The organism is Streptomyces sp. NPDC048484, from assembly GCF_040651415.1.
Lineage (GTDB): Bacteria > Actinomycetota > Actinomycetes > Streptomycetales > Streptomycetaceae > Streptomyces.
Window position 1 is genome coordinate 41,231 of sequence record NZ_JBEZJY010000047.1, and the last position, 26,855, is coordinate 68,085.

At 70.1% G+C, this 26,855-nt stretch carries 19 protein-coding genes and 2 pseudogenes; 17 read left to right on the plus strand and 4 right to left on the minus strand.

Features of this window, described 5'->3' with window-relative positions; all coding sequences use genetic code 11:
* Positions 1-75 precede the first annotated feature (75 nt).
* Together AB0D14_RS35820 and AB0D14_RS35825 are read left to right on the plus strand one after the other, a co-directional pair.
* Positions 76-2,151, plus strand: coding sequence for a beta-galactosidase (locus AB0D14_RS35820; RefSeq protein WP_362787286.1), 2,076 nt, complete (start codon positions 76-78; stop codon positions 2,149-2,151).
* A gap of 240 nt (positions 2,152-2,391) precedes the next feature.
* Positions 2,392-3,579, plus strand: a pseudogene (locus AB0D14_RS35825) (glycosyl hydrolase 53 family protein); the annotation flags it as partial.
* A gap of 396 nt (positions 3,580-3,975) precedes the next feature.
* On the opposite strand, the gene AB0D14_RS35830 reads toward AB0D14_RS35825, so the two are convergent.
* Positions 3,976-5,487, minus strand: a complete 1,512-nt coding sequence (locus AB0D14_RS35830) for an AMP-binding protein (protein WP_362787287.1) — start codon at positions 5,485-5,487, stop codon at positions 3,976-3,978.
* A 147-nt stretch (positions 5,488-5,634) separates the two neighbouring features.
* Between AB0D14_RS35830 and AB0D14_RS35835 the strand changes: the two genes are divergently transcribed.
* The 6 genes and pseudogenes from AB0D14_RS35835 (at position 5,635) to AB0D14_RS35860 (ending at position 11,003) form a co-directional block, all read left to right on the plus strand.
* Positions 5,635-6,084: a nuclear transport factor 2 family protein gene (locus AB0D14_RS35835; protein ID WP_362787306.1), complete on the plus strand. Its 450-nt coding sequence runs from the start codon at positions 5,635-5,637 to the stop codon at positions 6,082-6,084.
* 72 nt (positions 6,085-6,156) lie between these two features.
* Positions 6,157-6,400: pseudogene (locus tag AB0D14_RS35840) on the plus strand (CrcB family protein); the annotation flags it as partial.
* A gap of 239 nt (positions 6,401-6,639) precedes the next feature.
* Positions 6,640-7,329, plus strand: coding sequence for a FadR/GntR family transcriptional regulator (locus AB0D14_RS35845; protein ID WP_362787307.1), 690 nt, complete (start codon positions 6,640-6,642; stop codon positions 7,327-7,329).
* The gene (locus tag AB0D14_RS35850) at positions 7,326-8,813 is read left to right on the plus strand and encodes an amino acid permease (protein ID WP_362787288.1); all 1,488 of its coding nucleotides are present in this window, start codon (positions 7,326-7,328) and stop codon (positions 8,811-8,813) included. The genes AB0D14_RS35845 and AB0D14_RS35850 overlap by 4 nt, the downstream gene beginning before the upstream one ends.
* A complete protein-coding gene (locus tag AB0D14_RS35855) occupies positions 8,810-9,838 on the plus strand; it encodes an asparaginase (protein ID WP_362787289.1) in 1,029 nt (342 codons plus the stop codon). The genes AB0D14_RS35850 and AB0D14_RS35855 overlap by 4 nt, the downstream gene beginning before the upstream one ends.
* Before the next feature lie 232 nt (positions 9,839-10,070).
* Complete coding sequence (locus AB0D14_RS35860; RefSeq protein WP_362787290.1) at positions 10,071-11,003, plus strand: glutaminase; 933 nt, start codon at positions 10,071-10,073, stop codon at positions 11,001-11,003.
* A gap of 110 nt (positions 11,004-11,113) precedes the next feature.
* On the opposite strand, the gene AB0D14_RS35865 is transcribed toward AB0D14_RS35860, so the two are convergent.
* Both AB0D14_RS35865 and rho read right to left on the minus strand, forming a co-directional pair.
* Positions 11,114-12,388: a serine hydrolase gene (locus AB0D14_RS35865; protein WP_362787291.1), complete on the minus strand. Its 1,275-nt coding sequence runs from the start codon at positions 12,386-12,388 to the stop codon at positions 11,114-11,116.
* 146 nt (positions 12,389-12,534) lie between these two features.
* Entirely contained in the window at positions 12,535-13,677 is a 1,143-nt protein-coding gene (gene rho / locus AB0D14_RS35870; protein WP_362787292.1) for a transcription termination factor Rho, read from the minus strand.
* Between the two features lie 269 nt (positions 13,678-13,946).
* Between rho and AB0D14_RS35875 the strand changes: the two genes are divergently transcribed.
* A complete protein-coding gene (locus AB0D14_RS35875) occupies positions 13,947-15,197 on the plus strand; it encodes a flavin-dependent monooxygenase (RefSeq protein ID WP_362787293.1) in 1,251 nt (416 codons plus the stop codon).
* 46 nt (positions 15,198-15,243) lie between these two features.
* On the opposite strand, the gene AB0D14_RS35880 is transcribed toward AB0D14_RS35875, so the two are convergent.
* Positions 15,244-16,827, minus strand: coding sequence for an alpha-amylase family glycosyl hydrolase (locus AB0D14_RS35880; protein ID WP_362787294.1), 1,584 nt, complete (start codon positions 16,825-16,827; stop codon positions 15,244-15,246).
* Positions 16,828-16,967: 140 nt separating this feature from the next.
* Here AB0D14_RS35880 and AB0D14_RS35885 point away from each other — a divergent pair, with 140 nt between their 5' ends.
* From AB0D14_RS35885 to AB0D14_RS35920, 8 genes are all read left to right on the plus strand, one after another.
* Positions 16,968-17,702 carry a class I SAM-dependent methyltransferase gene (locus AB0D14_RS35885; RefSeq protein ID WP_362787295.1) on the plus strand — a complete coding sequence of 245 codons (735 nt, stop codon included), beginning with the start codon at positions 16,968-16,970 and terminating at the stop codon, positions 17,700-17,702.
* Between the two features lie 296 nt (positions 17,703-17,998).
* Positions 17,999-18,106 (plus strand): K(+)-transporting ATPase subunit F, encoded by a 108-nt coding sequence (kdpF, locus tag AB0D14_RS35890; RefSeq protein ID WP_362787296.1) that lies wholly within the window; start codon positions 17,999-18,001, stop codon positions 18,104-18,106.
* A gap of 8 nt (positions 18,107-18,114) precedes the next feature.
* Positions 18,115-19,785 carry a potassium-transporting ATPase subunit KdpA gene (kdpA, locus tag AB0D14_RS35895; protein ID WP_362787297.1) on the plus strand — a complete coding sequence of 557 codons (1,671 nt, stop codon included), beginning with the start codon at positions 18,115-18,117 and terminating at the stop codon, positions 19,783-19,785.
* Positions 19,782-21,893, plus strand: a complete 2,112-nt coding sequence (gene kdpB, locus AB0D14_RS35900; protein ID WP_362787298.1) for a potassium-transporting ATPase subunit KdpB — start codon at positions 19,782-19,784, stop codon at positions 21,891-21,893. The genes kdpA and kdpB overlap by 4 nt, the downstream gene beginning before the upstream one ends.
* A 26-nt stretch (positions 21,894-21,919) precedes the next feature.
* Positions 21,920-22,567: a potassium-transporting ATPase subunit C gene (locus tag AB0D14_RS35905; RefSeq protein ID WP_362787308.1), complete on the plus strand. Its 648-nt coding sequence runs from the start codon at positions 21,920-21,922 to the stop codon at positions 22,565-22,567.
* A gap of 217 nt (positions 22,568-22,784) precedes the next feature.
* Complete coding sequence (locus AB0D14_RS35910) at positions 22,785-24,659, plus strand: S8 family serine peptidase (RefSeq protein WP_362787299.1); 1,875 nt, start codon at positions 22,785-22,787, stop codon at positions 24,657-24,659.
* Positions 24,607-26,145 (plus strand): hypothetical protein, encoded by a 1,539-nt coding sequence (locus tag AB0D14_RS35915; RefSeq protein WP_362787300.1) that lies wholly within the window; start codon positions 24,607-24,609, stop codon positions 26,143-26,145. The genes AB0D14_RS35910 and AB0D14_RS35915 overlap by 53 nt, the downstream gene beginning before the upstream one ends.
* A 181-nt stretch (positions 26,146-26,326) precedes the next feature.
* Positions 26,327-26,740 (plus strand): VOC family protein, encoded by a 414-nt coding sequence (locus tag AB0D14_RS35920; protein WP_362787301.1) that lies wholly within the window; start codon positions 26,327-26,329, stop codon positions 26,738-26,740.
* Positions 26,741-26,855 lie beyond the last annotated feature (115 nt).

Consider the following 26,855-nt stretch of genomic DNA (forward strand, 5'->3'; position numbering starts at 1 on the left):
GCGGTTATGTTGGCCTCACGCCCCTGGCGTTGTGTGTGCACGTTCCCAAATGATCGATTTACCGGGAGACAATCCATGCCGGAGACCACCCCCAAGGGCCTCACCGGGCTCGCCTTCGGTGGGGACTACAACCCCGAGCAGTGGCCGGAGGCCGTCTGGCACGAGGACGTCCGGCTGATGCGCGAGGCCGGCGTCACCATGGTCAGCGTCGGCATCTTCTCCTGGGCGCTCCTTGAGCCCTCGCCGGGCACCTACGACTTCGGCTGGCTCGACCGGTTGCTGGACCTGCTGCACGAGAACGGGATACGCGCCGACCTCGGCACACCGACCGTCGCGCCGCCTGCCTGGTTCTACCGCGAGCATCCCGAGGCGCTGCCCGTGGCCGCCGACGGGACCCGCTACGAGTTCGGCTCGCGCGGCGCCATCTGCCACAGCAACCCGCACTACCGGTCGGCCGCCGCGAACATCACCACACAGCTCGCCACCCGGTATGCCGAGCACCCCGCACTCGCCCTGTGGCACGTCCACAACGAGTACGGCGTCCCGGTCTCGGCCTGCTACTGCGACAACTGCGCGGCACACTTCCGCCGCTGGCTCGTCGAGACGTACGGCACGGCGGAGGAGGCAGGCAAGGCAGGCAGGGCGGACGAGGCAGGCAAGGCCGACGCGCTCGACGCGGTCAACGAGGCCTGGGGCACGGCGTTCTGGGGCCAGCGGTACGCGGACCTCGACCAGATCAACCCGCCCAGGACGGCCCCGACGGTCGGCAACCCCGCCCAGGCGCTCGACTACAAGCGGTTCGCCGACGCCACCATGCGCGAGAACTTCGTGGCCGAGCGGGACATCCTGCACCGCCTGGCGCCCGGTGTCCCGGTCACCACGAACTTCATGACAGCCCTCAGCCAGTGCGACTCCGTCGACTACTGGGCCTGGGGCCGCGAGGTCGACCTGGTCAGCAACGACCACTACCTGATCACCGACGGCCGCCGTACGCAGGTGAACCTCGCGATGGCCGCCGACCTCACCCGTTCCGTGGCCGGCGGCGCCCCCTGGCTGCTGCTCGAACACTCCACGTCGGGCGTCAACTGGCAGACCCGCAACCCCGCGAAGGCGCCGGGCCAGATGGCCCGCAACTCCCTCGGACATGTGGCCAGGGGCTCCGACGGCGCGATGTTCTTCCAGTGGCGGCAGTCACGGCGCGGCGCGGAGAAGTTCCACTCGGCGATGCTGCCGCACGCCGGCACCGACTCGCGCGTCTGGCGCGAGGTGGTCGAACTCGGCGCGGCCGTCGACTCGTTGAGCGCGGTCCGGGGCACCCGCACCCGGGCCGACGCCGCCGTCCTGTGGGACTGGCACTCCTGGTGGGCCCAGAACCTCGAGTGGCGTCCCAGCGAGGACCACGATCCGCGCGAGCGCGCCGACGCCTTCTACGAGGCCCTCTACGACCGCCACCTCACCGTCGACTTCGCCCACCCGGAAGCCGACCTGTCGGCCTACCCCCTGGTCGTCGTACCGGCCCTCTACCTGATGACCGAGGCCGCCGGACTGAACCTCAAGGAGTACGTCAAAAACGGCGGCACGCTCGTCGTCTCGTACTTCTCCGGCATCGTCGACGAGCACGACGCCGTGCACGAAGGCCCGTACCCCGGCCCGCTGCGCGACGTGCTCGGTCTGACCGTCGAGGAGTTCTCGCCGCTGCTCGCGGGCGACCAGGTGCGCATCACAGGACCCGATGGCTCCGAACTCGCCGGTGACGTGTGGAGCGAATTCGTGGTGCCGCGCGGCGCCGAGACCGTGTGGACGTACGCCGACGGGCTCGCCGCCGGCCGTCCGGCGGTCACCCGGAATCGTCTCGGCGAGGGCTCCGCCTGGTACGTGTCCACGCGCCTCGGGGCCCAGGGACTGGACGCCCTGATCGGCTGGGCGGCCGACGACGCGCGGATCGCGCCGCGTGCCGACCTGCCCCGTGATGTCGAAGTGGTGCGGCGGGCGGGGGAGTCGGGGACGTTCCTCTTCGCGATCAACCACTCCGGTGTCGAGGTGAAGGTGCCGCTCGACGCGCATGGCACGGAGTTGCTCACCGGTGAACGGGCCGCGGGGCGCCTCGCGGTGCCCGCGGGGGCCGTGCGGGTCGTACGCCTCGACGACTGAGCCGGTTCGCCGGCCCGCTGTTTTCGCCCCCTCCGCCCCCGAACCCCCGCTCCTCAAACGCCGGAGGGGCTGGCATTCCAGCCCGTCCGGCGTTTGAGGACGAGCGCGTTCAGCGCGATGCGGGGGTCTGGGGGCGGCAGCCCCCAGGAACGGGACGGGAAGGGGCGGAGGGGGCGAAGAACCCCCCAGCCCCACCCCGGGGCACACAACCACCTCACGTCGAAGGGACAACGGACGACGATGTTCCATCCCAGACGCACACTCAAGGGACGCACACTCAAGGCCCTGCTGCTACCGCTGGCAGCCGGCCTCGCCCTCACCGTGCTGCCCGCGCAGAGCGCAAGCGCGGCAAGCACCCTCACCAACGCCGGCTTCGAGTCGGACGGCACCGGCACGGCCACCCCGGCCGGCTGGTCGACCTACTCGGCGGGCGGCCAGAACGCGGCCTCCTTCACCGAGTCCGGTGGCCACGGCGGGAGTTACCGGCTCACGCACTACTCGGCCTCCGCGTACAAGGTGGAGACGTACCAGTACCTCTCCGGTCTCGCCAACGGCACCTACAAGCTCACCGCCTGGGTGCGTTCGGGCGGCGGTCAGAACTCCGCGTACATCGCGCTCAAGAACTGCGGAAGTTCGGAACAACGCACCGACATCCCGGTCGAGTCCAGCGGGTGGATCCGGATCGTCACCTCCGTCGCGGTGACGAACAACCAGTGCACGATCAGCGTCAACTCCGACGCCAAGGCGGGCAACTGGACGAACGTCGACGACCTGACCTTCACCGCCGGTGCGACAGGCCTGGCCATCAAGGGGTCCGACCTGTCGTCACTCGCCAAGAGCGAGGCCAAGGGCGGGGTCTACAAGAACAGTGCCGGCACGACCGGTGACGCCCTCGCCATCCTCAAGTCCGCCGGGCAGAACTACGCCCGCCTCAAGGTGTGGGTGAACCCGGCGGACGGCTACAACAACAAGGCGCGCGTCCTCGCGACCGCCAAGCGCGTCAAGGCGCAGGGCATGAAGCTCCTCGTCGACTTCCACTACTCGGACACCTGGGCCGACCCGGGAGCCCAGTCCAAGCCCGCCGCCTGGGCCGGACACTCCTACAGTCAGCTGAAGACCGACGTCTACAACCACACGTACGACGTCCTGAACGCGCTGAAGGCCCAGGGCACCACGGCGGACATGGTGCAGGTCGGCAACGAGATCAACGGCGGCATGCTCTGGAACGCGGGTTCCACCTCGAACTGGTCGCAGCTCGCCGGGCTGCTCAACTCGGGCCATGACGCGGTCAAGGCGGTCAACTCGGGTACGACCGTGGCGCTGCACCTCGCCAAGGGCGGCGACCTGGCCGGCACCCGCTGGTGGTTCGACAGCGCTGTGTCCAACGGTGTGAAGTTCGACGTCATCGGGCTGTCGTACTGCGGCTATCGAACACTTGCCCAGTGATCCGCCCTTCGGGGTGGAGGTGAGGGGCATCCTGCCCATAGCGGCCCGGAGGGTCGCCACGGCATGGCCAGGATCGCCTGGTCGGGCAACGGAGTTGTCCGGCCTACCGCCGGACGGGCGGGAAGCCAGGCTTGTGGAGGCCATGTAAGACCGACCCTTACCGGTCGGCAGAGGCCTGTGAAACAGGAACCCGTGGTGGTGCTGCGGAGCGGTACGGACCGGAATCGCCTGCCCTCGGGCAGGCGAGGGCGTCAAGACGACAGGGCGCTGCCGGCGATGGCGTGGTTCAGCCACCGGTGACGGTCTGAAGGTCGGTTGGGGGTGTGCCGGAACCGGGACCCGGTTCCGGCACACCCCCAACCGGCGTCGCCCCTTCCGTCACTCCCGCCAGAACGGCTCGCGCAGCTTGAACTTCTGCAGCTTCCCGGTCGCCGTGCGCGGGAGCGACTCCACGAAGTCGACCCGCTTGGGCGTCTTGAAACCGGCGAGCCGCGTACGACAGTGGGCGATCAACTCCTCGGCGGTGACACCGGATCCGTCCGTCACCACGAGCGCGGTCACCAGCTCTCCCCACTTGGCGTCCGGAATGCCGATCACCGCCACCTCGCGAACCGCCGGATGCGAGGTGATCACGTCCTCCACCTCGATCGACGAGACGTTCTCGCCACCGGAGATGATGACGTCCTTCTTGCGGTCGGAGATGACCAGGTACCCCTCGTCGTCGAGGTATCCGCCGTCCCCGGTGTGGAACCAGCCGCCCGCCTGGGCCTTCGCCGTCTCCTCGGGCTGCTCCCAGTAACCGTCGAGGTTGTGGTTCGACGCGGTCAGCACCTCCCCGTCCACGTCGACATCCACGCGTACGCCGAGAGCGGGCACCCCTGCCCGCCCGAGCCTGCGGGCGCGCTCGGCGGGTTCCAGGTCGTCCCACTCCTCGCGGCCGCGGTTGACCGTGACCAGCGGCGAGGTCTCGGTGAGCCCGTAGATCTGGATGAACTCCCAGCCCAGCTCGCCCATCACACGCTCGATCGTGCGGGTCGGGGGCGGTGCGCCCGCGCAGACGATACGGACCCGGTCGCGGCCGGGAACCTCGCCCTCCCAGTCGGCGGCGGCGTCCAGTACGGCGTTCAGGACGGCGGGCGCCGCGCACATCAGGGTGACGCCGTGCCGCTCGACGCGGCGCAGGATCTCGGCCCCGTCGATCTGGCGGAGCACGATGTGCCGGCCACCGACACCTGTGACGCCGTACGGCATGCCCCAGCCGTTGGCGTGGAACATCGGGAGTGTGTGCAGATAGACGTCACGGTCGCTGATGGTGGTGTGCAGTCCGAACACGGCCGAGTTCAGCCACAGGTTGCGGTGGGTGAGCTGCACTCCCTTGGGGCGGGCGGTCGTTCCGGACGTGTAGTTGACGCTGGCCGTCGCGCCCTCGTCCGGCTGCGCCCACTCCCGCGGCTCGACTCCGCGCAGGAAGAGGTCCTCGTCGTCGCCGAGGACGAACTTGTGCTTGACGTCGAGTGTGTCGAGCACGTCCGCGCAGGAGGCGTCCGCGTAGACGACGCAGGCGCCGGAGTGCCGCACGATGTAGTCGATCTCCGACGGAGTGAGCCGGAAGTTCACCGGTACGAGGACACGCCCCCAACCGGAGACGCCGAAGAACGAGGTCAGCAGTCGCGCCGAGTTCTGCGAGATCACCGCGACCCGCCCGCCCACCGGGATGTCCAGCTCGTCGAGCCTGGCCGCCTGTGCGCGGGCGAGCGTCGCCAGCTCCCGGTAGGTGAGCTCGCCGAGGCTCGGCCCGGGCTGCTCCGGTTCGTCGACGACGGCGACGCGGTCCGGATAGACGTGGGCCGCACGGTCGAGGAAGTCACGGACGGTCAGGGGGTAGTACATGACAGCACCTCCGGGTCGGTGGTTCCTTCCTACCTCGCCGGGCTGCCTCCGTACCCCTCGGACCCGTTGCGGATTGACACACTCCCGGAGTACCGTCCGGCACACCTAATCAATATATTGATTAGTAAAAATGAGAGGTAGATGCTGATGCACCCCTTCCGCAAGGCGGTCGAGGCCGGCGACCACGCAGCCGTCGTCGGCCTGCTCGCCGAGGACGTCGTGTTCACCAGCCCGGTGGTCTTCAAGCCGTACGCCGGCAAGCCGATCACCTCCGCGATTCTGGGCGCCGTCCTGCAGGTGTTCGAGGACTTCCGCTACATCCGGGAGATCGCGAACCCCGACGGCCGCGACCTCGCCCTCGTCTTCGAGGCGCGGGTGGGGGACCGGGCCATCCAGGGCTGCGACTTCCTGCACTTCGACGAGAGCGGGCAGATCGACGACTTCACCGTCATGGTCCGCCCCCTGTCGGCGGCCCAGGCGCTCCAGGCGGCGATGGCGGCCCGCTTCGACGCCATCGCCAAGGAGGCGACGGACACCAAGGAGGCGACGGACGCCGAGGGGGCGTCGGACGCCGAGGAGGCCTCGGGCGCGTCCTGACCGCCGGGAGCTAGGCTGATCTCCCGCCTCGACCAGGAGACAGACCCGTATGCCCGACCCCTGCTCCGAGGCCTGGGCACGCTGACCGGCGCGGCCGCGGCGGGTGCGGCGTCCTCGCACCTCCAGTTGCTGCTCGGCGCGGGCCTGTGCGGGGCGCTCAGTACGTACTCGCCCTTCTCCTGCGAGACGCTGCGGCCGGCCGAGCGCGGTGCTCGTCTCTATGCCGCCGTCAACGCGACCGCGAGTGTGTTCGCGGGACTCGGGACTCGGGGCGGCTTTCGCGGGGGTCGCGGTGGCCGAGGCTGTCTGGGGGTAGGCGCCCAGGTCACGTCCGGTGCAGCGGGACCGGCCGTACGTCACTGGCTGCAGGGGACCGGCTGCGCGTGACCGGGTGCTGGTGGCCGCCCGGCTCCCGCGCCGCGAGGATCTGTATGCTGCCCTTTGCTTCAGCAACCTTGACAGTCGCCTCCCGTGCCCCGCAGGATCGCTCTCGTGAACCTGTCAGACAGCCAGACAGCTGGCTCCAGTGGCTCCGTGCCGAGGCGTATCAGCGCCATGGAAGCCGTGCTCGGGCACCTACGGGGTGCCATCGAGCGCGGGGAGTACGCCGTGGGGGACAAGCTGCCCTCCGAAGCGGAGCTGTGCCGACGGCTGGAGGTCAGCCGGCCCGTGCTGCGGGAGGCCCTGCGCGCCCTGCAGACCATGGGGCTGACCGTGTCACGGACCGGCAAGGGCACGTTCGTCGTGTCGGCCGGACCCGTCGAGGACCCCACCTTCGGCGACTACACGGCCAGTGACCTGATGGAGGTCCGGCGGCATGTCGAGATCCCGGTGGCCGGATACGCCGCCGTGCGCCGGACGCCGGAGGACCTCGACCACCTGGCTCACCTCCTCGACCGGATGGAGCGCGAGCGGGACACCACCGCGTGGGTGGCCATGGACACGCTCTTCCACCTCTCCGTGGCCCAGGCCGCCCAGAACCCGGTCTTCCGTCGCGTCATCGAGGAGATCCGGGACGCGCTGGCCCGGCAGTCGGCGTTCCTCAACGAACTCGGCGGCCGCCGCGAGCAGTCCAACCGCGAACACCGCGCCATCGTCGAGGCTCTCGTCGACGGCAGCGCGGTCGACGCGACCGACGCCATGGCACACCACCTCGACCGCGTCGAGACGACCCTCACCGCGATCGTGCGCCCCGAGCGCGCCGACCTCGCGGACACCCCCACAGAAGGCGGACCCCAGGCGTGAGCGAGCAGTCCCTCGAAGAACAGACAGGACAGTCAGGGCAGGCAGGACAGTCAGGGCAGGCGGAGCCTGTACGGAAGGCGGGCGGTCATGTCGACGCCGGTGACGCGGGGTACAGCAAGTCCCTGAAGTCCCGGCACGTCAACATGATCGCCATCGGCGGAGCCATCGGCACGGGCCTCTTCCTCGGTGCCGGTGGCCGGCTCGCCGAGGCGGGCCCGTCCCTCTTCATCGCGTACGCCGTCTGCGGAGTCTTCGCCTTCCTCGTCGTCCGGGCCCTGGGCGAACTCGTCCTCCACCGGCCGTCCTCCGGCGCCTTCGTGTCGTACGCCCGGGAGTTCCTCGGCGAGAAGGGCGCCTACACCGCGGGCTGGATGTACTTCCTGAACTGGGCGACCACCGGCGTCGCCGACATCACCGCGGTCGCCACCTACACCCACTACTGGGGCATGTTCTCCGACATCCCCCAGTGGGTGATCGCCCTGATCGCGCTCTCGGTCGTGCTCACCGTGAACCTCATCTCCGTGAAGATCTTCGGGGAGCTGGAGTTCTGGTTCGCCATCGTCAAGGTCGGCGCGCTCGTCGCCTTCATGCTGATCGGGATCTTCGTGCTGGTCACCCAGCAGCCCGTCGACGGGGCCACCCCCGGCCCCTCCCTGATCACCGACAACGGCGGCCTCTTCCCGAGCGGCCTGCTGCCGATGCTGCTGATCATCCAGGGTGTCGTCTTCGCGTACGCCTCCGTCGAACTGGTCGGCGTCGCGGCGGGCGAGACGGAGAACCCCGAGAAGATCCTGCCGAAGGCCATCAACTCGATCATGTGGCGGGTCGGTCTCTTCTACGTCGGCTCGGTGCTGCTGCTGTCCATGCTGCTGCCCTGGAACAAGTACACCGCCGGGGAGAGCCCGTTCGTGACCGTGCTCTCCAACATCGGCATCCCGGCCGCGGGCGGCGTGATGAACCTCGTCGTGATGACCGCCGCCATGTCCAGCCTCAACTCCGGGCTCTACTCGACCGGCCGCATCCTGCGCTCCATGTCGATGTCGGGTTCGGCGCCCAGGTTCACCTCCGTGATGAGCCGCAGCCAGGTCCCGTACGGCGGAATCCTGCTCACCAGCGGTATCTGCGTGCTCGGTGTCGGGCTCAACTTCGTCGTCCCCGCCGACGCCTTCGAGATCGTGCTCAACTTCGCGGCACTCGGCATTCTCTCCACCTGGGGCATGATCATGATCTGTCATCTGCAGTTCTGGCGGAAGACGGAGGAGGGCGAGCTGGAGCGGCCGGGCTACCGCCTGCCGGGCTCGCCCTGGACCGAACTGGTGACCCTCCTCTTCCTCGCCTCCGTGCTCGTCCTCATGTACGCGGACGGGGGAGCGGGCCGTACGACGGTCCTGTGTCTCCCGCTGATCGTGGCGGCGCTGGTGGCGGGCTGGTACGGCGTACGTGGCCGGGTCGCGGCCCTGCGGAAGGGCGAGGTGGACGCATGAGCCCCAACGCCCTTGCCTGCTGCGGGAGCTCCTTCGCCGCGGCGCCTTCGGTCCGTGAACCGCTGCACGCGCCGGTCGCCCGTCTCATCCGCGGCGGTGTCATCGAAGGCGTCCACTACGGCTCGGTGGTCGTGCTGGCCGCCGACGGGAGCGTGGACCTGCAGATAGGTGACATCGAATCGGCCTTCTACCCGCGCTCGGCGCTCAAGCCGGTGCAGGCGGTGGCGATGCTGCGGGCCGGGCTGCCGCTCGACGGCGACCTGCTCTCCCTGACCGCCGCCAGCCACTCCGGCGAGGAACGCCATCTCGCGGGCACCCGGCGGATCCTGGAACTCGCCGGACTCACCGAGGACGACCTGCGCAACGTCCCGGACCTGCCCTTCGACCCGGTCGTCCGGGAGGACTGGATCCGAGCCGGGCGGCTGCCGTCGAGGCTCGCCCAGAACTGCTCGGGCAAGCATGCCGCGATGCTCTACACGGCGCGGCTGAACGGCTGGTCGCTCGACGAGTACCTCGACCCCGCGCATCCGCTCCAGCAGGTGATCGCGGAGATCGTCGAGGACCTGACAGGGCAGGCGATCGCGCAGGTCACGGTCGACGGTTGCGGCGCTCCGCTGTTCGCCGTCTCGTTGCACGGGCTCGCGCGTGCCGCCGCCCGGATCACGACGGCTCCCTCCGGTACGCCGGAAGCGCGGGTGGCCGACGCGATGCGCACGCACGCCGAGATGGCGTCCGGGTCCGGGCGGGACGTCGCCGCGCTGATGCGTGCCGTGCCGGGGCTGCTCGCGAAGGACGGATTCGAAGGTGTGCAGGTCGCGGCGCTGCCGGACGGGCGGGCCGTCGCCGTGAAGATCGCTGACGGGGCGGATCGCGCGCGCATACCCGTCACCGCGGCGGCCCTCGCCCGCTGCGGCGTGGATCCGGCCGCGCTCGCCGAGTTCGCCGGGGCGCCGCTGCTCGGGGGCGGCGCGGTGGTAGGCCACATCCGCCCGACCCGGGCCCTGGACCCGCTTCCCAGCGTGTAGGCCCTCGGCGCGCGGGCCCGCCGGTCCCGGTCCCGGTCCCGGCCCGCCGAGGGGATGTGTCGGCGGGCCGGCGGGTGGGTGGGGGCTGGGTGCGCAGTTCCCCGCGCCTCTGAGGAGGCTGGGGTGAGGTGAGCCACGCGGGCGCGCCCTGGGGATGTGGCGGCGGGTGTGGGCGAGTAGGAACTGCGCACCCACACGAGCCCCGCCGTGCTTCGGCCTTGTGGGCGGCAGAATGGCGATCATGAGTTCGCCCCTGACCTTCCAGCCCATCCTGGACCGCATCATCGCCGAGATCGAGAAGACGCCGGGCCGCGGCCGCCCCGCCGACTACATTCCGGCGCTCGCGGCCTGCGACCCGCACCGGTTCGGTATGGCCGTCGCGGAGCTGGACGGCACGGTGTACGGCGTCGGCGACTGGCGGCAGCCGTTCTCGACGCAGTCCATCACCAAGGTGTTCACCCTCGCGCTGGACCTGGCCCGCGAGGCGGACGAACTCTGGGAACACGTCGCCCGTGAGCCGTCCGGCAACCCCTTCAACTCCCTCGTCCAGCTGGAGTACGAGAGCGGAATCCCCCGCAACCCCTTCATCAACGCGGGCGCACTCGTCGTCACCGACCGGCTCCACTCCCAGACCGGCGACGCGGCGGGCACCCTCCTCGACTTCCTGCGCGCGGAGAGCGGCAACGAGGACCTCGCCATCAACGAGGACGTCGTCGCCTCCGAGTCCGCCCACGGCGACCGCAACGCCGCGCTGGGCCACTTCATGGCGGCGTACGGGAACATCGACAACCCGGTCCCTGTGCTCCTCGACGAGTACTTCCGCCAGTGCTCCGTCGAGGCGTCCTGCGCCGACCTCGCCCTGGCCACCGGGTTCCTCGCCCGCCACGGCATCCGGGCGGACGGCACCCGCCTGCTGACGCAGAGTCAGGCGAAGCAGGTCAACGCGGTCATGCTCACCTGCGGCACGTACGACGCGGCCGGCGAGTTCGCCTACCGCGTGGGCCTGCCCGGCAAGAGCGGAGTGGGCGGCGGTGTCATCGCCGTCGTCCCCGGCCGCTGCACGCTGTGCGTATGGAGCCCCGGCCTGGACGGGCACGGCAACTCGATGGCCGGAGTCGCGGCGCTGGACCGCTTCACGACCCTCACAGGCCTGTCGGTGTTCTAGAGGCTCTGGACGTTCCAGAGGTTCCAGAGGTTCTGGAAGTTCTGGAAATCCGCGTGTGGACCAATCAGTGAGACAGCTGGTTCGATGACGCGTCGGGGTCCGCCCGCCGGTCAGCGCCGGGCGGACCGTCTGCCCTGGAAACGCAGGGCCAGCACCACGGCTCCCGCGCCGAAACCGGCGGCGCCCGCGATCGCGCCCGTCGTGACCAGCCAGTCAAGGGCCCCGTCGGAGCCGTCGTCAGCGTCACCCGGAGGCAGCACCGCCAGGCCGGCCTGCGGAGCGGTTGCCGAAGCGGGTCCCGGCCGCGGCGCGGTGGCCGGACTCGGGGTCGCCCGGGACACCGGACGCGGCAGGAGCGATCCGACCGGCTCGACACGCCCTACGCCCTTGAAACCCCAGTCGAGCAACGACCGCGCCTCCTCGTACACGGCGAACCCGCCGCCCTCCTGAGGGTCCATCACCGTGACGACGAGGGTGTGCCCGCCCCGGCGTGCGGCGGCGACGAGCGTGCTGCCGGCCTGGGAGGTGTAACCGTTCTTGATGCCGATGAGCCCCGGATAGGGCGCGACCCCGTCGGCGCCGGTCAGCAGCCGGTTGGTGTTCTGGATCTTGTACGCCCAGCCGTCGGCGGGGAACGTCGCGTGCGCGGTGGCGCAGTAGCGGACGAAGTCCGTGCTGCGGAGCCCCGCACGCCCGAAGACGGCCAGGTCGTACGCGGACGACACCTGGCCGGGCGAGTCGTAGCCGTCGGGTGACACGACCCGCGTGTCACGGGCGCCCAGGGCCTGCGCCTTGGCCTGCATCTGGGCGGCGGTACTGCGCCAGCCGCCGTTCATCCCGGCAAGTACGTGGACGGCGTCGTTGCCGGAGTTCAGGAAGACGCCCCGCCACAGGTCGGACGCCTGGTAGGTACGCCCCGCGCGGACCCCGACCACGCTGCTGCCGGGGCTGACGTCCGCCAGGTCCGCCTCGGTGACGGTGTGCCGGACCCCCGGGGGCAGCACCGGGAGCACGGTCACCGCGAAGAGGGTCTTCAACGTGCTGGCGGGCGGCAGTCTGCGGTGGGCGTCGTGTGCCGCGAGCACCTCGCCGGTGTCGGCGTCGGCCACCAGCCACGACCGCGCGGAGATGTCACGCGGCACTCCGGGCACCCCTGCCCGGGGCCGGGCCTGTGTCCCGGGCCGGTCCAGCGTCGAACGGGGCGGTTTGGCGATGCTCGGCGGCGTGGGCTCGGTGTGTGCGTTGCCCGTCCCGGCGCCGAAGCCGTCGGCGGTCGTGTCCGCCGGGCCGTGGGCCGCGGCGGGTCCCGGCGTGAGAGCGAGCGCCCCGACGAGGCAGAGGGCGGAGCAGGAAACGGCCGTTCGGGCAGAGAATCCGATGGTCATACCGCAAACGTAGGAACGCCCAGGTCGCGAGGCGGGCTGCCCCGGCCGGACGGAGCTGTCGAACACCCGGATGCCGCAGCGGCCGTTCGCCGGCCGGCTCGGCTGACCGGCCGACCCGACTCCGGAGAGCTCGGCTCCGGTCGGTTCTACCGTCCGCCCGGCACCGTCTGCTGGACGTGCCTCAGGAACGTCGCGTTGTCCGGGGTCTGCCGCAACCGGTCCAGCAGGGTTTCGAGGTCCGCCTGGCCGTCACCACGGGAGTGCAGAGCGCGCCGCAGGCCTCGTACGGCCGTCAACTCCGCTGCCGGAATGAGGAGTTCCTCCCGGCGGGTGCCCGACGGGGTGATGTCCACGGCGGGAAAGACGCGGCGGGACGCGAGGGTGCGGTCGAGGCGGAGCTCCATGTTGCCGGTGCTCTTGAGCTCCTCGAAGTAGAAGTCGTCGGCGCGTGAGCCGGTCTCCACGAGGGCCGTAGCGAGGATGGTGAGTGAACCGCCCTCCTCGGCGAGGCGGGCCGCGCCGAAGAGCCGCTTGGGTTCGTGGAGCGACGCGGCGTCCACACCGCCGCTCAGCGTGCGGCCACCCGCGGCGGCGGCGTTGTTGTGGGCCCGGCACAGCCGGGTGAGCGAGTCGAGGAGGATCACGACGTCCTGGCCCGCCTCGACGAGCCGCTTGGCGCGCTCGATGGCCAGCTCGGCCAGCGCGATGTGCTGCTTCGGGCTCTGGTCGAACGTGGAGGCGAGCACCTCACCGCGGACGGAGCGGCGCATGTCGGTCACTTCCTCGGGACGCTCGTCGAGGAGTACCACCATCAGATGGCACTCGGGATGGTTGCCGGCGACGGCGGCGGCCAGCTGCTGAAGCAGCACGGTCTTGCCGGTCCTGGGCGGGGCGACGATCAGGCCGCGCTGGCCCTTGCCGATCGGCGCGACCAGGTCGACGAGGCGGGTGGTCAGACCGCCCGCGGGGTGTTCGAGCCGCAGCCGCTCGCGCGGATGCAGCGGGGTCAGGTCACGGAAGTGCGGGCGGCCGCGTGCCTCCTCGGCAGGGCGGCCGTTGATCCGCTCGACCTCGGTGAGGGCGCGCTGCCGGCCGCGTACGCCTTCGACGAGATCGCCCTTGCGCAGGCCGTACCGGCGGATCAGTGCGGAGGAGACCTGAAGGTCGGCCGCTCCGGGGAGCAGCTTCTCGGAGCGCAGGTGGCCCTGCCCGTTCGAGGTGATGTCGAGTACGCCGACGGCCTGCTCCTGTGTGACGGGAGTGGGCGGGCGTTCGAGTGTGGTGGTCATGATGGTTGTCCTTTCGGGGACGGGTTCAAGTTCGGGGATTCATGGGGCATGGGGGATGAGGAGAGGCCGGGGCAGGGGCGGTGTCTTCACGCCCTGCACGGCGGAACGCGTCACTTCTCGAACCGTGTACGGAGAGAGGTGGTGCGGAGAATTCGCTGCGCCGGTCGGGAATCGACGGGCGGACCAGCTGATGGAGAGTGGATCGGCACCGGCGCCTGAAGGAGGCGTACACGAGTGCTGATGGCACTGTAGCACTATCCCGTCAGGCGATGGCCGAACGGCCGGATCCCGGGGCGTTGACAGCGGTGATGCCTCGCGCCACGGTGGTCGGCATGGCCGATGCGGAGATCGTCGAGCGTATACGCGAACTACGACCCCTGATCCGGCGGAACGCGGTGCGCGCCGAGCACGAACGGCGGGTGCCGGACGAGGTCGTCGTCGCGCTGACCGGCACCGGTGTGCACCGGATGAACGTCCCCGCACGATACGGCGGTTACCAGACTCCGCTGCGCACGCAGATCGACGTCTTCGCCGAGATCGCCGTCGAGTGCGCCTCCACGGCGTGGGTGACACTGGGTCAGGCGGGAGTCTCGTACATCGCGGCGCTCTTCCCCGACGAGGCGCAGGACGACTTCTTCACCGGACCGAGCGGTCCGGACGTCAGGATCGGCGGCACGCTCGTCCCCGGCGCCACGGCGGTGCCGTACGACGGGGGCTACCGGGTGGACGGCGCCTCGGCGTTCGCGACCGGGTGTCACCACGCGCAGTGGCATCTGCTGACGGCCGCGGTGGTCCCGGCCGAGGGGCAGCCCCAGGAAGGCCCCCCGGAGATGGTGTGGGTCGCGGTGCCGATGTCCGAGCTGGAGATCCTGGACGACTGGGATGCCACAGGTCTCGCCGGTACTGGCAGCAACACCGTCGTGGCCCGGGACATTCCCGTCCCCGCGCACCGGGTGCTGCCGGTCGGACCGATGCTCGCCGGGCAGACCCCGTCCAAGACCAACGCGGACGACCCCTTCTACCGCATGCCGGTGCTGCTGCTGTTCTGCGCCTGGGCGGCGTCGGCGGCGCTGGGCCTGGGGCGCGCGGCGATGACCGAGTTCGGCGAGCGCATCCACCGGCGCGGCATCACGTACACCTTCTACGAGCGGCAGAACGAGGCCACCGTCACGCATCTGCAGGCCGCCGAGGCCCAGATGAGGATCTCCGCCGCCGAACTGGTGGCCGCCCGGCTGATCGACGAGATCGAGACGAAGGCCCGCGACGACGGCTCGTACACCCCGCAGGAACGGGCCAGGATCCGCGCCGAGAGCGGCTACCTCACCCGGCTCTGCAAGGAGGCCGTCGATCTGCTCGCCTCGGCCGCCGGCGCCTCCTCCCTCCAGCGGGACGTGCCCATGCAGCGCATCGTCCGCGACATTCAGGCCCTGTGCCTGCACTCCTTCATCAACCCCGCCACCAACCTGGAGATCTACGGCCGCGTACTCTCCGGTGTCGACCCGGGTACCCCCTTCCTGTGACGGCCTGCGACTGCCGTCCGTGGCATTCGCAGGACCCGCCGTTCCGTCACGGGGCCAGCCCGAAGATCCCGTAGCCGAACGCCTCGGCGCTGAGCGTGCCGTCGGCGGTGTCGACGCCGAAGACTTCGAGGGGCCGGCCGGGACGGAGGTCCCCGAGTGAGCACGTCGTCCGCCGCTGCTGGGGGTTGACGACGACGAGATACCGCCCGCCGCGTACGTGCACGAAGGGGTAGCCCGCGTGGACGACCTCCACCGACCCGTCCGGCCCGAGTTCGGGAGTCGAGGTGCGCAGGGCGATGAGACGGCGTACGAGATGCAGGAGGGACGTGTCGTCGGCGCGCTGGGCGGCGACGGTGGGGCGGTCCGGAGCGGGGTCGACCGGGAGGTAGGGGTGCGCGGACGTCGAGAAACCGGCGTTCGGGCCGTCGTCCCACTGCATCGGCGTGCGGGAGCCGGCGCGGTTGTAGCGGGGGCCGAGCACACTGCCCTCGGTGTCGGGGAGGTCCGGGATGTAACGCATGCCGATCTCGTCGCCGTAGTAGATGGCGGGCAGGGTGGGCCAGGTGAGCTGGAAGACGAAGGCGACCGGGAGCTGTTCGGCCGAGCGGGGCCCGCAGTTGAGGCGGGAGAAGTCGTGGTTGGCGGTGGGCAGGGAGATGAAGCCGCTGGTGCCGAGGGCCGTGGACGCCTGCCGCCAGGCCTCCACGAAGGGCCGCGGCGAGCCCTTGCCGCTCGGGTCGAAGAAGCAGTCGAGCGGGTCCCAGTCGAGGTTGACGGTCCCGGAGCCGTTGCTCCACAGCGAGCGCAGCGCCAGACCGTCCGAAGGGCCGCCGAACTGGAGGAAGAAGTCCGTGTGGAACCCCGCCGGGACGGAGACCTCCGGCTCGCCCCACTCCGAGAGGATCACTGCCTCCGGATGCGTACGGTCCAGCCAGTGCCGCAACTCCGTCCAGAGCCTGCTCGTCTCCGCCTTGTCCGGGTCGTCCTTGACGAGCGACGCGGCCATGTCCACGCGGAAGCCCGACAGGCCGAGGCCCAGCCAGTGGTCCATGATCGTGCGCAGCGCCTCGCGGTTGGCGCGCGGGCCCTCCGCGTCCACCGGCTGACGCCACGGTTCGGCCGGACTCATCCGTGCGTAACCGAAGTTGAGGGCGGGCTGGAAGGCGAAGAAGTTCGGCAGATACGCACCCGGCCGGCTGCCGGGCGAGGCCACGAAGCCGTCCGGGCGGCCCTCGGACGCCCAGATGTAGCGGTGGTCCCCGGGATCGTTCGCCGACGCCGTGAACCACGGGTGCTGGTCGGAGGTGTGCCCCGCGACCAGATCGAGGAGTACGCGGATACCGCGGCGGCCCGCCCGCTCGACGAGCTGGGCCAGGTCGTCGTTCGAGCCGTAGCGCGGAGCCACGTTCAGATAGTCGGCGATGTCGTACCCGGCGTCCCCGAACGGCGAGACGAAGCACGGGTTCAGCCAGACCGTGTTCACCCCGAGCCAGGCCAGATGGTCCAGCCGCTCGGCGATGCCGTCGAAGTCACCGATCCCGTCGCCGTTCGAGTCCGCGAACGACTGCGGGTAGATCTGGTAGAAGACCGCGTCGGCCAGCCAGGCGGGTGCGGGGCGGAAGGAAGTCATCAGGCAGGTGCAGCCTTTCGCTGGGCGGAACGTCATACGTGTGACGGCACTCCTCACTGTCGAGGGTGGCAGTGCCGGGGCGCCTCCGAAAGGCCGCGCCATGGCCAGAGCCCGGGTGGGAAGCCCTATGCTGATCGGCGATGTTCACCCCGCAAGGCCCCACGTTCCGCGAACTCGCCGTGCAGGCGCTGTCGTCCGTCGAGCACGGCTACGACCTGCTCGCACCGAAGTTCGACCAGACCCCGTTCCGTACGCCGGACTCGTTTCTCCGGTCCGTCGCACGTGCCCTTGAGGACCTCGGGCCGTTCGAGAGCGGGCTCGACCTGTGCTGCGGCACCGGAGCGGGCATGGAAGTGCTGCGAACGGTGTGCCGGGAGCGCGTCACCGGCGTCGACATCAGCGCGGGCATGCTCGACGTGGCGAGGCGACGGGAGAGTCCGGGTGGCCCGCCCGCCCTCTGGGTGCGCGGTGACGCGCGTGCCCTGCCGTTCGGCCCGGCCTTCGACCTGGTGGTGAGCTTCGGGGCGTTCGGACACTTCCTGCCCCGCGAGCTGCCTGGGCTGTTCGAGCAGGTCCACTCGGTGCTCCGCCCCGGCGGGCGGTTCGCCTTCCCGATCATGGCTCCGGCCCGCCCGGGCTCGCGCGGCTACTGGGCCATGCTCGGGTTCGACGCGGCGATGAAGGTACGGAACGCGGTGTGGCGTCCCCCGTTCGTCATGTACTACCGGGACTTCCGGCTCGGCGAGGTCCGGCGGGAGCTGACCCGCGCCGGCTTCACGTTCGAGCTGCAGGCCCTGCCCGAGTTCGGCCGCAGGGACGACGGCAGCCCGCGCTGCCGGATGGTGGTGGCCACGAGGCCCGGACCAGCGGTTTAACCAATCCCGACGGCGAGGATCCGCAACAGCCCGACCCATCGGCGTACCGCCGTATGAGATCCGTCAAGAGCGTGCGGAACGGCGTCAGGGAGCCGTCAACGAACGCCGCGAGCGGCTCTGGCGGATGTTTGCTCAAGAGGTCAAGGCGGTCCACCGGAGTCTGACGCAGTCCGTCAGGTACCGGCACCGCATCCGAACCTCACCCAGGAGCTCACGATGGCCGATCTGGCCTTCGTCGTCACCACGATCGCGGTCTTCGCGCTGGTGGCACTCGTCGCCAAGGGAGTGACGAAGCTGTGACCGCCGAGGCCGCATCCAATTTCGAGATGGGCGTCGGCCTGATCGTGGCCGTCGCCCTGCTGGGCTATCTCGTCCTCGCCCTCGTGTTCCCCGAGAGGTTCTGAGCACAGCCATGAGCCCCGTACTCGCCGGCATTCTCCAACTGCTGGCACTCACAGCGGCGCTGGCACTCGTCCACCGCCCCCTCGGCGACCACATGGCCCGGGTCTACTCCTCGGACAAGCACCTGCGTGTCGAGAAGTGGATCTACAAGGGCATCGGTGCCAACCCCGACACCGGGATGCGCTGGCCCGCGTACCTGCGCGGCGTCCTCGCCTTCTCGGCCGCCGGAGTGCTCTTCCTGTACCTGTTGCAGCGCGTGCAGGGTGTGCTGCCCGGTTCGCTCGGCTTCTCCTCGATCGACCCGGACCAGGCGTTCAACACCGCGGTCTCCTTCGTCACGAACACCAACTGGCAGTCGTACTACGGCGAGCAGGCCATGGGCCACGTCGTGCAGACCGCCGGTCTCGCCGTGCAGAACTTCGTCTCCGCGGCCGTCGGCATGGCGATCGCCGTCGCCCTCGTACGAGGTTTCGCCAACTCCCGCACCCGCACCGGTGAGCTCGGCAACTTCTGGGCGGACCTGGTGCGCGGCGTGGTCCGCATCCTGGTGCCGCTGTCCGTGGCCGCCGCGATCGTCCTGGCCGCCTGCGGAGTGATCCAGAACTTCTCCGGGATCCACGAGGTGGGCCAGTTCTCGGGCGGCGCACAGCAGTGGAACGGTGGCGCGGTCGCCTCCCAGGAGGCCATCAAGGAGCTCGGCACCAACGGCGGCGGCTATTTCAACGCCAACAGTGCGCACCCCTTCGAGAACCCCACCCCGTTCTCGAACCTCTTCGAGATCTTCCTGCTCCTGGTCGTCCCGTTCTCGCTGACCCGCACCTTCGGCCGCATGGTGGGCAGCCTGCGGCAGGGGTACGCGATCCTCGCCGCCATGGCCACCATCTGGGCCGGATTCGTCACCCTGATGATGTGGACCGAGTTCGCCCACCACGGCCCGGCCTTCGACCTCGCGGGCGGCGCGCTGGAGGGCAAGGAGACCCGTTTCGGCGTCGGTGTTTCATCGATCTTCGCGGTGTCCACGACCCTGACCTCGACCGGCGCGGTGGACTCCTTCCACTCCTCGTTCACCGGACTCGGCGGCGGCATCACCCTGCTCGGCATGCAGCTCGGGGAGATCGCGCCAGGCGGCACCGGCTCCGGCCTCTACGGCATGCTGATCATGGCGATCATCGCGGTGTTCGTCGCCGGCCTCATGGTCGGCCGCACACCCGAATACCTGGGCAGGAAGATCGGCATCCGCGAGATCAAGTTCGCGGCCCTCTACATCCTCATCACCCCCGCCCTGGTGCTCGTCCTGACCGCCGCGGCCCTCGCACTGCCGACCCCGGGCAACTCGATGACCAACAGCGGGGCGCACGGCTTCTCCGAGATCCTGTACGCCTACACGTCCGCGGCCAACAACAACGGCTCGGCCTTCGCCGGTCTGAACGCGGACACGCAGTGGTTCAACACCACCCTCGGGCTGGCGATGCTGCTCGGCCGGTTCCTGCCCATGGTGTTCGTCCTCGCGCTGGCCGGCTCGCTCGCCGGGCAGCGGCCCGTGCCGGCGACCGCGGGCACCCTGCGTACGGAAAAGCCGCTGTTCACCGGGTTGCTGGTGGGCGTGATCCTCATCATCACCGGTCTGACCTATTTCCCGGCGCTCGCGCTGGGCCCGCTCGCGGAGGGGCTGGCGTCATGAGGACTCGTACACACAGCGACATATCGCAGCTGGTCAAGTCGCTGCCGGACGCCTTCCGCAAGCTCGACCCGCGGGTGATGGCCAAGTCTCCCGTGATGTTCGTGGTGCTGGTCGGATCCGTCCTGACGACGGTCTTCTCCCTCAAGGACCCGGGCGACTGGTTCGGCTGGGCGATCAGTGCCTGGCTCTGGCTGACGGTCGTCTTCGCCAACCTGGCGGAGGCGCTGGCGGAGGGCCGCGGCAAGGCGCAGGCGGACACGCTGCGCAAAGCCAGGACGGACACCGTCGCCAGACGCGTCAACCGCTCGGGCGACGCTTGCGTCAACGGTCCCGTCAACGCTTCCGCACGGGGTCTCGCCAACGGCCTCGCCGGCGGTTTCGTCGACGGCGCCGGGGAAGAAGCGGTCCGCGGTACCGAGCTGCGCGTCGGCGACCTGGTCGTCTGCGAGGCCGGCGACATCATTCCCGGCGACGGTGACGTCGTCGAGGGCGTGGCGTCCGTGGACGAGTCGGCGATCACGGGGGAGTCGGCCCCGGTCATCCGTGAGTCCGGCGGCGACCGCTCGGCGGTCACCGGCGGAACGAAGGTTCTGTCCGACCGCGTCGTCGTCAAGATCACCACAAAGCCCGGCGAGACCTTCATCGACCGCATGATCAGCCTGGTGGAGGGCGCCGCCCGCCAGAAGACGCCCAACGAGATCGCGCTGAACATCCTGCTGGCCTCGCTGACGATCGTCTTCCTGCTCGCGGTGGCCACGCTGCCGCCGTTCGCGGACTACGCGGGCACACACCTCACGATGGTCGTGCTGGTGGCGCTGCTCGTCTGCCTGATACCGACGACGATCGGCGCGCTGCTCTCCGCGATCGGCATCGCGGGCATGGACCGGCTGGTGCAGCGCAATGTCCTGGCCATGTCCGGCAGGGCGGTCGAGGCCGCCGGTGACGTGTCGACGCTGCTCCTCGACAAGACCGGCACCATCACGCTCGGCAACCGTCGGGCGGCCGAGTTCGTGCCGGTCGGCGGTACCTCCGAGGCCGAGCTGGCCGATGCCGCCCAGCTCTCCTCGCTGGCCGACGAGACACCCGAGGGCCGCTCCGTCGTCGTCCTGGCTAAGGAGCGGTACGGGCTGCGCGAACGGCACCAGGGCGAACTCGCACACGCCGAATGGGTCACCTTCACCGCCCGGACCCGTATGTCGGGAGTGGATGTCGACGGACGCGGGATCCGCAAGGGAGCGGCCGGTTCGGTCGTCACCTGGGTGAAGGAGCGGGGCGGCGCGGTCGCCGCGGACGCCGCCGCCCTCGCCGACCGGATCTCGGAGGCGGGCGGCACCCCGCTGCTCGTGGCGGTCGAGGACAGCGAAGGCGCCCGGGTGCTGGGCGTCATCCACCTCAAGGACGTCGTCAAGGACGGTATGCGCGAGCGGTTCGACGAACTGCGTCGCATGGGCATCAAGACCGTCATGATCACCGGCGACAACCCGCTGACGGCCAAGGCCATCGCGGAGGAGGCGGGCGTCGACGACTTCCTCGCGGAGGCCACTCCCGAGGACAAGATGGCGCTCATCAGGCGGGAGCAGGCGGGCGGCAAGCTCGTCGCGATGACGGGTGACGGCACGAACGACGCGCCGGCGCTGGCCCAGGCGGACGTCGGTGTGGCCATGAACACGGGCACCTCGGCCGCCAAGGAGGCCGGGAACATGGTCGACCTCGACTCCGACCCGACCAAGCTCGTCGAGATCGTCGGGATCGGCAAGCAACTCCTCATCACCCGGGGCGCGTTGACCACGTTCTCGCTCGCCAACGACGTCGCCAAGTACTTCGCGATCATCCCGGCGCTCTTCGCCACGGTCTACCCGGGCCTCGACAGGCTCAACATCATGCGGCTGTCCTCGCCCGACTCGGCGATCCTCTCCGCGGTCGTCTTCAACGCGCTGGTCATCATCGCGCTGGTGCCGCTCGCCCTGCGGGGGGTGCGGTACCGGCCGCTGAGCGCGGACCGGCTGCTCCGGCGCAACCTCGGCGTCTACGGCCTGGGCGGCCTGATCGCGCCGTTCATCGGCATCAAGATCATCGACCTGATCGTCTCCCTCTTCCCCGGGCTGTAATTCCCCTCGAAAGCGTGCTGATCGTCATGAACAACTCGGTCGCGAACACCGCCCGGCTGCTGGGAGCGGGGCTGCGTGCCCTGCTCGTCCTCACCCTGGTTTGCGGGGTGATCTACCCGCTGGTGGTGACGGGTGTCGCCCAGACGTTCTTCCACACGAAGGCGAACGGGTCGGAACTCACGTCGGGCGGCGCGGTCGTCGGCTCGTCACTCATCGGCCAACAGGGCTACGGGCTCGACTACTTCCAGCCCCGGCCCGCCAACGGTCTGGGCGAGAACTCCGTCAACACCCAGTACAAGCTGATTCTCTCGGGCGCCACCAACCGCTCCGGTGACAACGCGGAACTGGTCAAGTGGGTGAAGGAGGCGAAGGCCGAGGTCGTCAAGGAGAACTCGACGGCCGACCACAAGGTCCGGCCGTCCCAGGTCCCCGCCGACGCGGTCACGTCCTCCGGATCCGGCCTGGACCCGGACATCTCCCCGGCGTACGCCGACCTCCAGGTGCACCGGGTCGCCGAGCGGAACGCGCTGCCCGTGGACCGGGTCCGACAACTGGTGGAGCGGCACACCGAGGGCCGCACGCTCGGCTTCATCGGCGAACCCCGGGTGAACGTCCTCGAACTCAACGCGGCGCTGAGGGAACTGGTTGCCCCCGGTCAGCCGACGTCCCCGTAGGACGTTCCGGCCACCTGCGCATCGTCCACGCAGTGGTCCACCGAGCCGGCTCCGAGGAATGCCCGTCCGGACGAGGATGATCCGGGCCTGCGTCGTCTCCTCACGCCCGGACAGGGACGGCCTTGTGCGGAGGTACCGCAATGGGGATCATGGTGCCGCCACCCGCGACGGCAGCACCTGAACACCCATCAACTCGCCTGGTAACAAAGGAGTTTGCGTGAACTCATGGATACGCTCGGGGGCTGCGGCAGTGGCCACCGCGCTGGCCCTGGGCATGGCGCCCGGGATCAGACCCGGCCCGGCGGCCGCGGCGGAGACCGCACCGGCGGGAGGTACGGCGCCAAGCGGCGGCCGCACCGTCACCCTGATCACCGGGGACACGGTGACGACCGACGGCACCGGGCGGGTCACCGGGGTCCGGGCAGGTGAGGGACGCGAGGACGTCGCGATTTCCGTCCATCGCTACCAGGACCGCAGTTACGTGATCCCCGAGGACGCGATGCGGCCGCTGGCCGAGGGCACCGTGGACCGACGGCTGTTCGATGTGACGGAGCTGCTCGCCTCGGACCATGACGACGCGCAGCGGGATTCGACGCCGCTGATCGTGACCTACCGTAAGGCCGGTGAGGCATCGGCCAAACGGGAACTCGCCGCCGCCGACGCGGACGCCGGGCGGGACCTGCCGGTGATCAACGGCCAGGCGGTCGAGGCGCCCAGGTCCGGCACCGCGCAGGTGTGGAACGCGCTCACGGACGCCGGTACGGGTGACAGGGCGGGCGCCACCCGGATCGCCTCCGGCATCGGCAAGGTGTGGCTGGACGCCGCCCGGACGGCGAGCCTGGACAAGAGCGTGCCGCAGATCGGGGCGCCCACGGCATGGGCCTCCGGCTACGACGGCAAGGGCGTCACCATCGCCGTACTGGACACGGGCGTGGACCAGACCCACCCGGATCTGGCCGATCAGGAGATCGCCGAGAAGAACTTCGGCTCCTCGCCGGACAACGTGGACCGGGTCGGCCACGGCACACATGTCGCCTCCACCGCGGCCGGTTCGGGCGCCAAGTCCGGCGGCCGCTACAAGGGTGTCGCCCCCGGCGCGAAGATCCTCGACGGCAAGGTGCTCAACGACAGCGGATCAGGCTCCGAGTCGGACATCATCGCCGGCATGCAGTGGGCCGTGGACCAGAATGCCAACGTTGTCAATCTCTCCCTGGGCGGCGCCGACACCGCGGGCACCGACCCCCTGGAAGAGGCCGTCAACACGCTGTCCGCCAAGACCGGAACACTGTTCGTGATCGCCGCAGGCAACGAGGGACCCCGCGCCGGCACCATCGGCTCTCCCGGCAGCGCGGCCGCCGCGCTCACCGTCGGTGCGGTGGACAAGCAGAACCGGATCGCCACCTTCTCCAGCGTGGGCCCCACGCAGGACGGCTCCCTGAAACCCGACCTCACCGCGCCGGGCCGGTTCATCGTCGCCGCGAAGGCGACCGAGGGCACGATAGGCGTCCCCGCAGGCGACGGATACGTCTCCCTCAACGGCACCTCGATGGCCACCCCCCATGTCGCGGGCGCCGCGGCCATCCTCGCCCAGCGGCACCCCGACTGGACCGGGCAGCAGCTCAAGCAGGCCCTCGTCTCCTCCGCGAAGCCCACAACCGGCCTGACCGTGCGGCAGCAGGGCACCGGGCGCGTGGACGTCGCGAAGGCCGTCGGTCAAACGGTGAGCGGTGAGGCGTCGTCCGTCGACTTCGGCACACAGCGGTGGCCGCACACCGACGACGCTCCGCTGACCAAGCAGATCACGTACCGCAACACCGGCACCTCGGCGGTCACCCTCGGCCTGACCGTCCAGGCGACCGACGCCGACGGAAAGTCCGCTCCCAGGGGGCTGCTCTCCGTATCGCCGAAGCGCGTCACCGTGCCCGCGGGCGGCACCGCCTCCGTGGACGTAACCGCCGACACCCGCACCGTACCGGCGGGGGGGCGACTACTCGGGCGCGCTGGTCGCCACCGGCGGCGGCCAGAGCGTACGCACCGCCGTGGCGGCCGACGCCGAGGTGGAGTCGTACGACCTGACGATGAACGTCCTTGACGCCAACGGCGACCCGGCGTACTTCCCGTTCATCATTCTCTACGGCCTGGACAGCCCGGTCCTGCTGTGGAACCAGCGGTACACCGACGGCATCGCGCGGTTCCGCGCGCCGAAGGGGGCGTACAACGTCTTCGCCCTTGTCACCACCTGGAGCGGCTCGGCCGCGGGGTCGGCGCAGCTGGTGCAGCCGCGGCTGTCGCTGACCGAGGACACCAGCACGGTCCTGGACGCCCGCGAGGCCAAGCCGGTGTCGCTCACTCCACCGGATCCCGACGCCACGTCCAACGGCGCCTACGCCTCGTACGTGATGCGCGCGGCCGGGTCGAGTCTCGCTGTGGGCATCCTGACCGGCGGTGACTTCTCGCGGCTCAGGATCGCCCAGTCCGGCGGCGCGACATCACCCGCCTCCGGTTTCGAGGCCCAGGTCGGCGCCACCTTCAGCAAGGGCACCGACACCGCGTACGACCTGCTGTACACCAAATCCGGCTCGTTCTTCGACGGCTTCTCGCACACGACACGTACGAGCGAACTCGCGCGCGCGGACATCAGCGCGGGCGCTCCCGCGGCGGGCAAGACGGGCAGTGTCGGGGCCACCTGGTACTCGCCGTTCGACGAGGGTTACGGCGTCGCCGCCACCGACTTCGCCCTCCCGGGGCGTCAGCGGCACTACGTCACCGTGCCCAAGAACTACACCTGGGGCTTCGACTTCCTGCAGAAGGGCGCGGACGACGGCCACGAGACGTACCAGAGCAGCGCGGGCCGGACGTACCGGGCCGGACGGAGCTACTCGGAGACCTTCAACACCGGCGTGTTCGGGCCCAGCCTGGCCGAAGGACCGGGTGGCGGAGGCGTGTCGCGTACCGGTGACGACCTGAAGATATGTCTGCCGCAGTTCACCGACGGCTCCGGCCATGTCGGCGACTCCGTGACCGGGACGGCCAAGGTCACCCTCACCTCGGGCGGCGTCCCCTACCTGTACCGCACATCGAGCGCACTGGAGAGGAAGTACCTGCGCTGCCGGCCCGTCACCACGCTCCCCGGGGCACGGCAGTCCTACCGCCTCACCACGGAGTTCTCCCGGCCGACGGAGGTCTCCGGGGTCAGCACCCGGGTCAGTGCCTCCTGGACGTTCGTCTCCGGCCGTGTGTCCGGCACGCGCGAAGCCGTACTGCCGCTGTCCTCGGTTCGCTTCGCCCCCGAACTGACGTCCGCCAGCACCGCGAAGGCAGGCACCCGTCTGACGGTGCCGCTCGTCGTCGAGGGCGCGGCGGCCATGCGGGGAACGAAGGCGCTCACGGTCGAGGTCTCGTACGACGCGGGGACCACCTGGCGGAAGACGGCCGTCCGCTCCTCCGGGAACACGCGGCAGGTGACGCTGGCCCACCCCGCGGACGCCGGGTCCGTCTCCCTCCGAGCCCGCCTGACGGACACGGGCGGGAACACGCACACGGTGACGATCATCGACGCGTACCGCCTGACGCGCTAGGACCTTTCCACCGAGGTCGGTGACGTCCGGCGGTGGATAAGACGAGGGTGTCCGGTTCATCGGCGTGCGACGACCGATGAACCGGACACCTTCTTGCCTGCGGGCGGCCTGAAACGGTGACCGGCGCAGTACAGGACTAGGCTGAAATTGCGTGTTCATCTGTCCGATCTAGGAGGTTTCCATGGTTTCGCGCCTCAACCCCTACATCAGCTTCGACGGTGACGCCCGACCGGCGATGGAGTTCTACAAGGAGGTTTTCGGCGGCACGCTGGCGCTCAACACGTTCGGGGAGTCCGGGGCACCGGGCACTCCGGAAGCCGACAAGATCATGCACGGCATGCTGGAGACTCCGAGCGGCTTCACCCTGATGGGCGCCGACACCCCACCAGGCATGGACCACACGCCGGGCAGCAACTTCTCGGTGAGCCTGAGCGGCGACGACGACGCCGAGCTGCGCGGCTACTGGGAGAAGCTGTCCGCCGGCGGCACCGTCTCCGTTCCGCTGGAGAAGCAGATGTGGGGTGACGTCTTCGGTATGTGTACGGACCGGTTCGGCATCCCCTGGATGGTCAACATCGGCCAAGCGCAGAAATAGGAAGTAGAGCCGAGCGTGCCTACGGGTGGGCGCCCACCCGGGCGCCCCCCCCGAGGGACGCCCGACCAGAAACGAGGTTCCCCGGGCGGGGGCCGGGGGGGGGCGGGGGGCGTGG

Bases quoted from the DNA above. Each gene is read 5' to 3' on its own strand.
- kdpA (WP_362787297.1), top strand. From the start codon at position 18,115: ATGAGCCCCGTACTCGCCGGCATTCTCCAACTGCTGGCACTCACAGCG.
- AB0D14_RS35880 (WP_362787294.1), bottom strand. From the start codon at position 16,827: ATGACTTCCTTCCGCCCCGCACCCGCCTGGCTGGCCGACGCGGTCTTC.
- AB0D14_RS35905 (WP_362787308.1), top strand. From the start codon at position 21,920: ATGAACAACTCGGTCGCGAACACCGCCCGGCTGCTGGGAGCGGGGCTG.
- AB0D14_RS35835 (WP_362787306.1), top strand. From the start codon at position 5,635: ATGCACCCCTTCCGCAAGGCGGTCGAGGCCGGCGACCACGCAGCCGTC.
- rho (WP_362787292.1), bottom strand. From the start codon at position 13,677: ATGACCACCACACTCGAACGCCCGCCCACTCCCGTCACACAGGAGCAG.
- AB0D14_RS35845 (WP_362787307.1), top strand. From the start codon at position 6,640: ATGGAAGCCGTGCTCGGGCACCTACGGGGTGCCATCGAGCGCGGGGAG.
- AB0D14_RS35885 (WP_362787295.1), top strand. From the start codon at position 16,968: ATGTTCACCCCGCAAGGCCCCACGTTCCGCGAACTCGCCGTGCAGGCG.
- AB0D14_RS35830 (WP_362787287.1), bottom strand. From the start codon at position 5,487: ATGTACTACCCCCTGACCGTCCGTGACTTCCTCGACCGTGCGGCCCAC.
- AB0D14_RS35920 (WP_362787301.1), top strand. From the start codon at position 26,327: ATGGTTTCGCGCCTCAACCCCTACATCAGCTTCGACGGTGACGCCCGA.
- AB0D14_RS35875 (WP_362787293.1), top strand. From the start codon at position 13,947: ATGGCCGAACGGCCGGATCCCGGGGCGTTGACAGCGGTGATGCCTCGC.
- AB0D14_RS35860 (WP_362787290.1), top strand. From the start codon at position 10,071: ATGGCGATCATGAGTTCGCCCCTGACCTTCCAGCCCATCCTGGACCGC.
- AB0D14_RS35865 (WP_362787291.1), bottom strand. From the start codon at position 12,388: ATGACCATCGGATTCTCTGCCCGAACGGCCGTTTCCTGCTCCGCCCTC.
- AB0D14_RS35820 (WP_362787286.1), top strand. From the start codon at position 76: ATGCCGGAGACCACCCCCAAGGGCCTCACCGGGCTCGCCTTCGGTGGG.
- AB0D14_RS35855 (WP_362787289.1), top strand. From the start codon at position 8,810: ATGAGCCCCAACGCCCTTGCCTGCTGCGGGAGCTCCTTCGCCGCGGCG.
- kdpB (WP_362787298.1), top strand. From the start codon at position 19,782: ATGAGGACTCGTACACACAGCGACATATCGCAGCTGGTCAAGTCGCTG.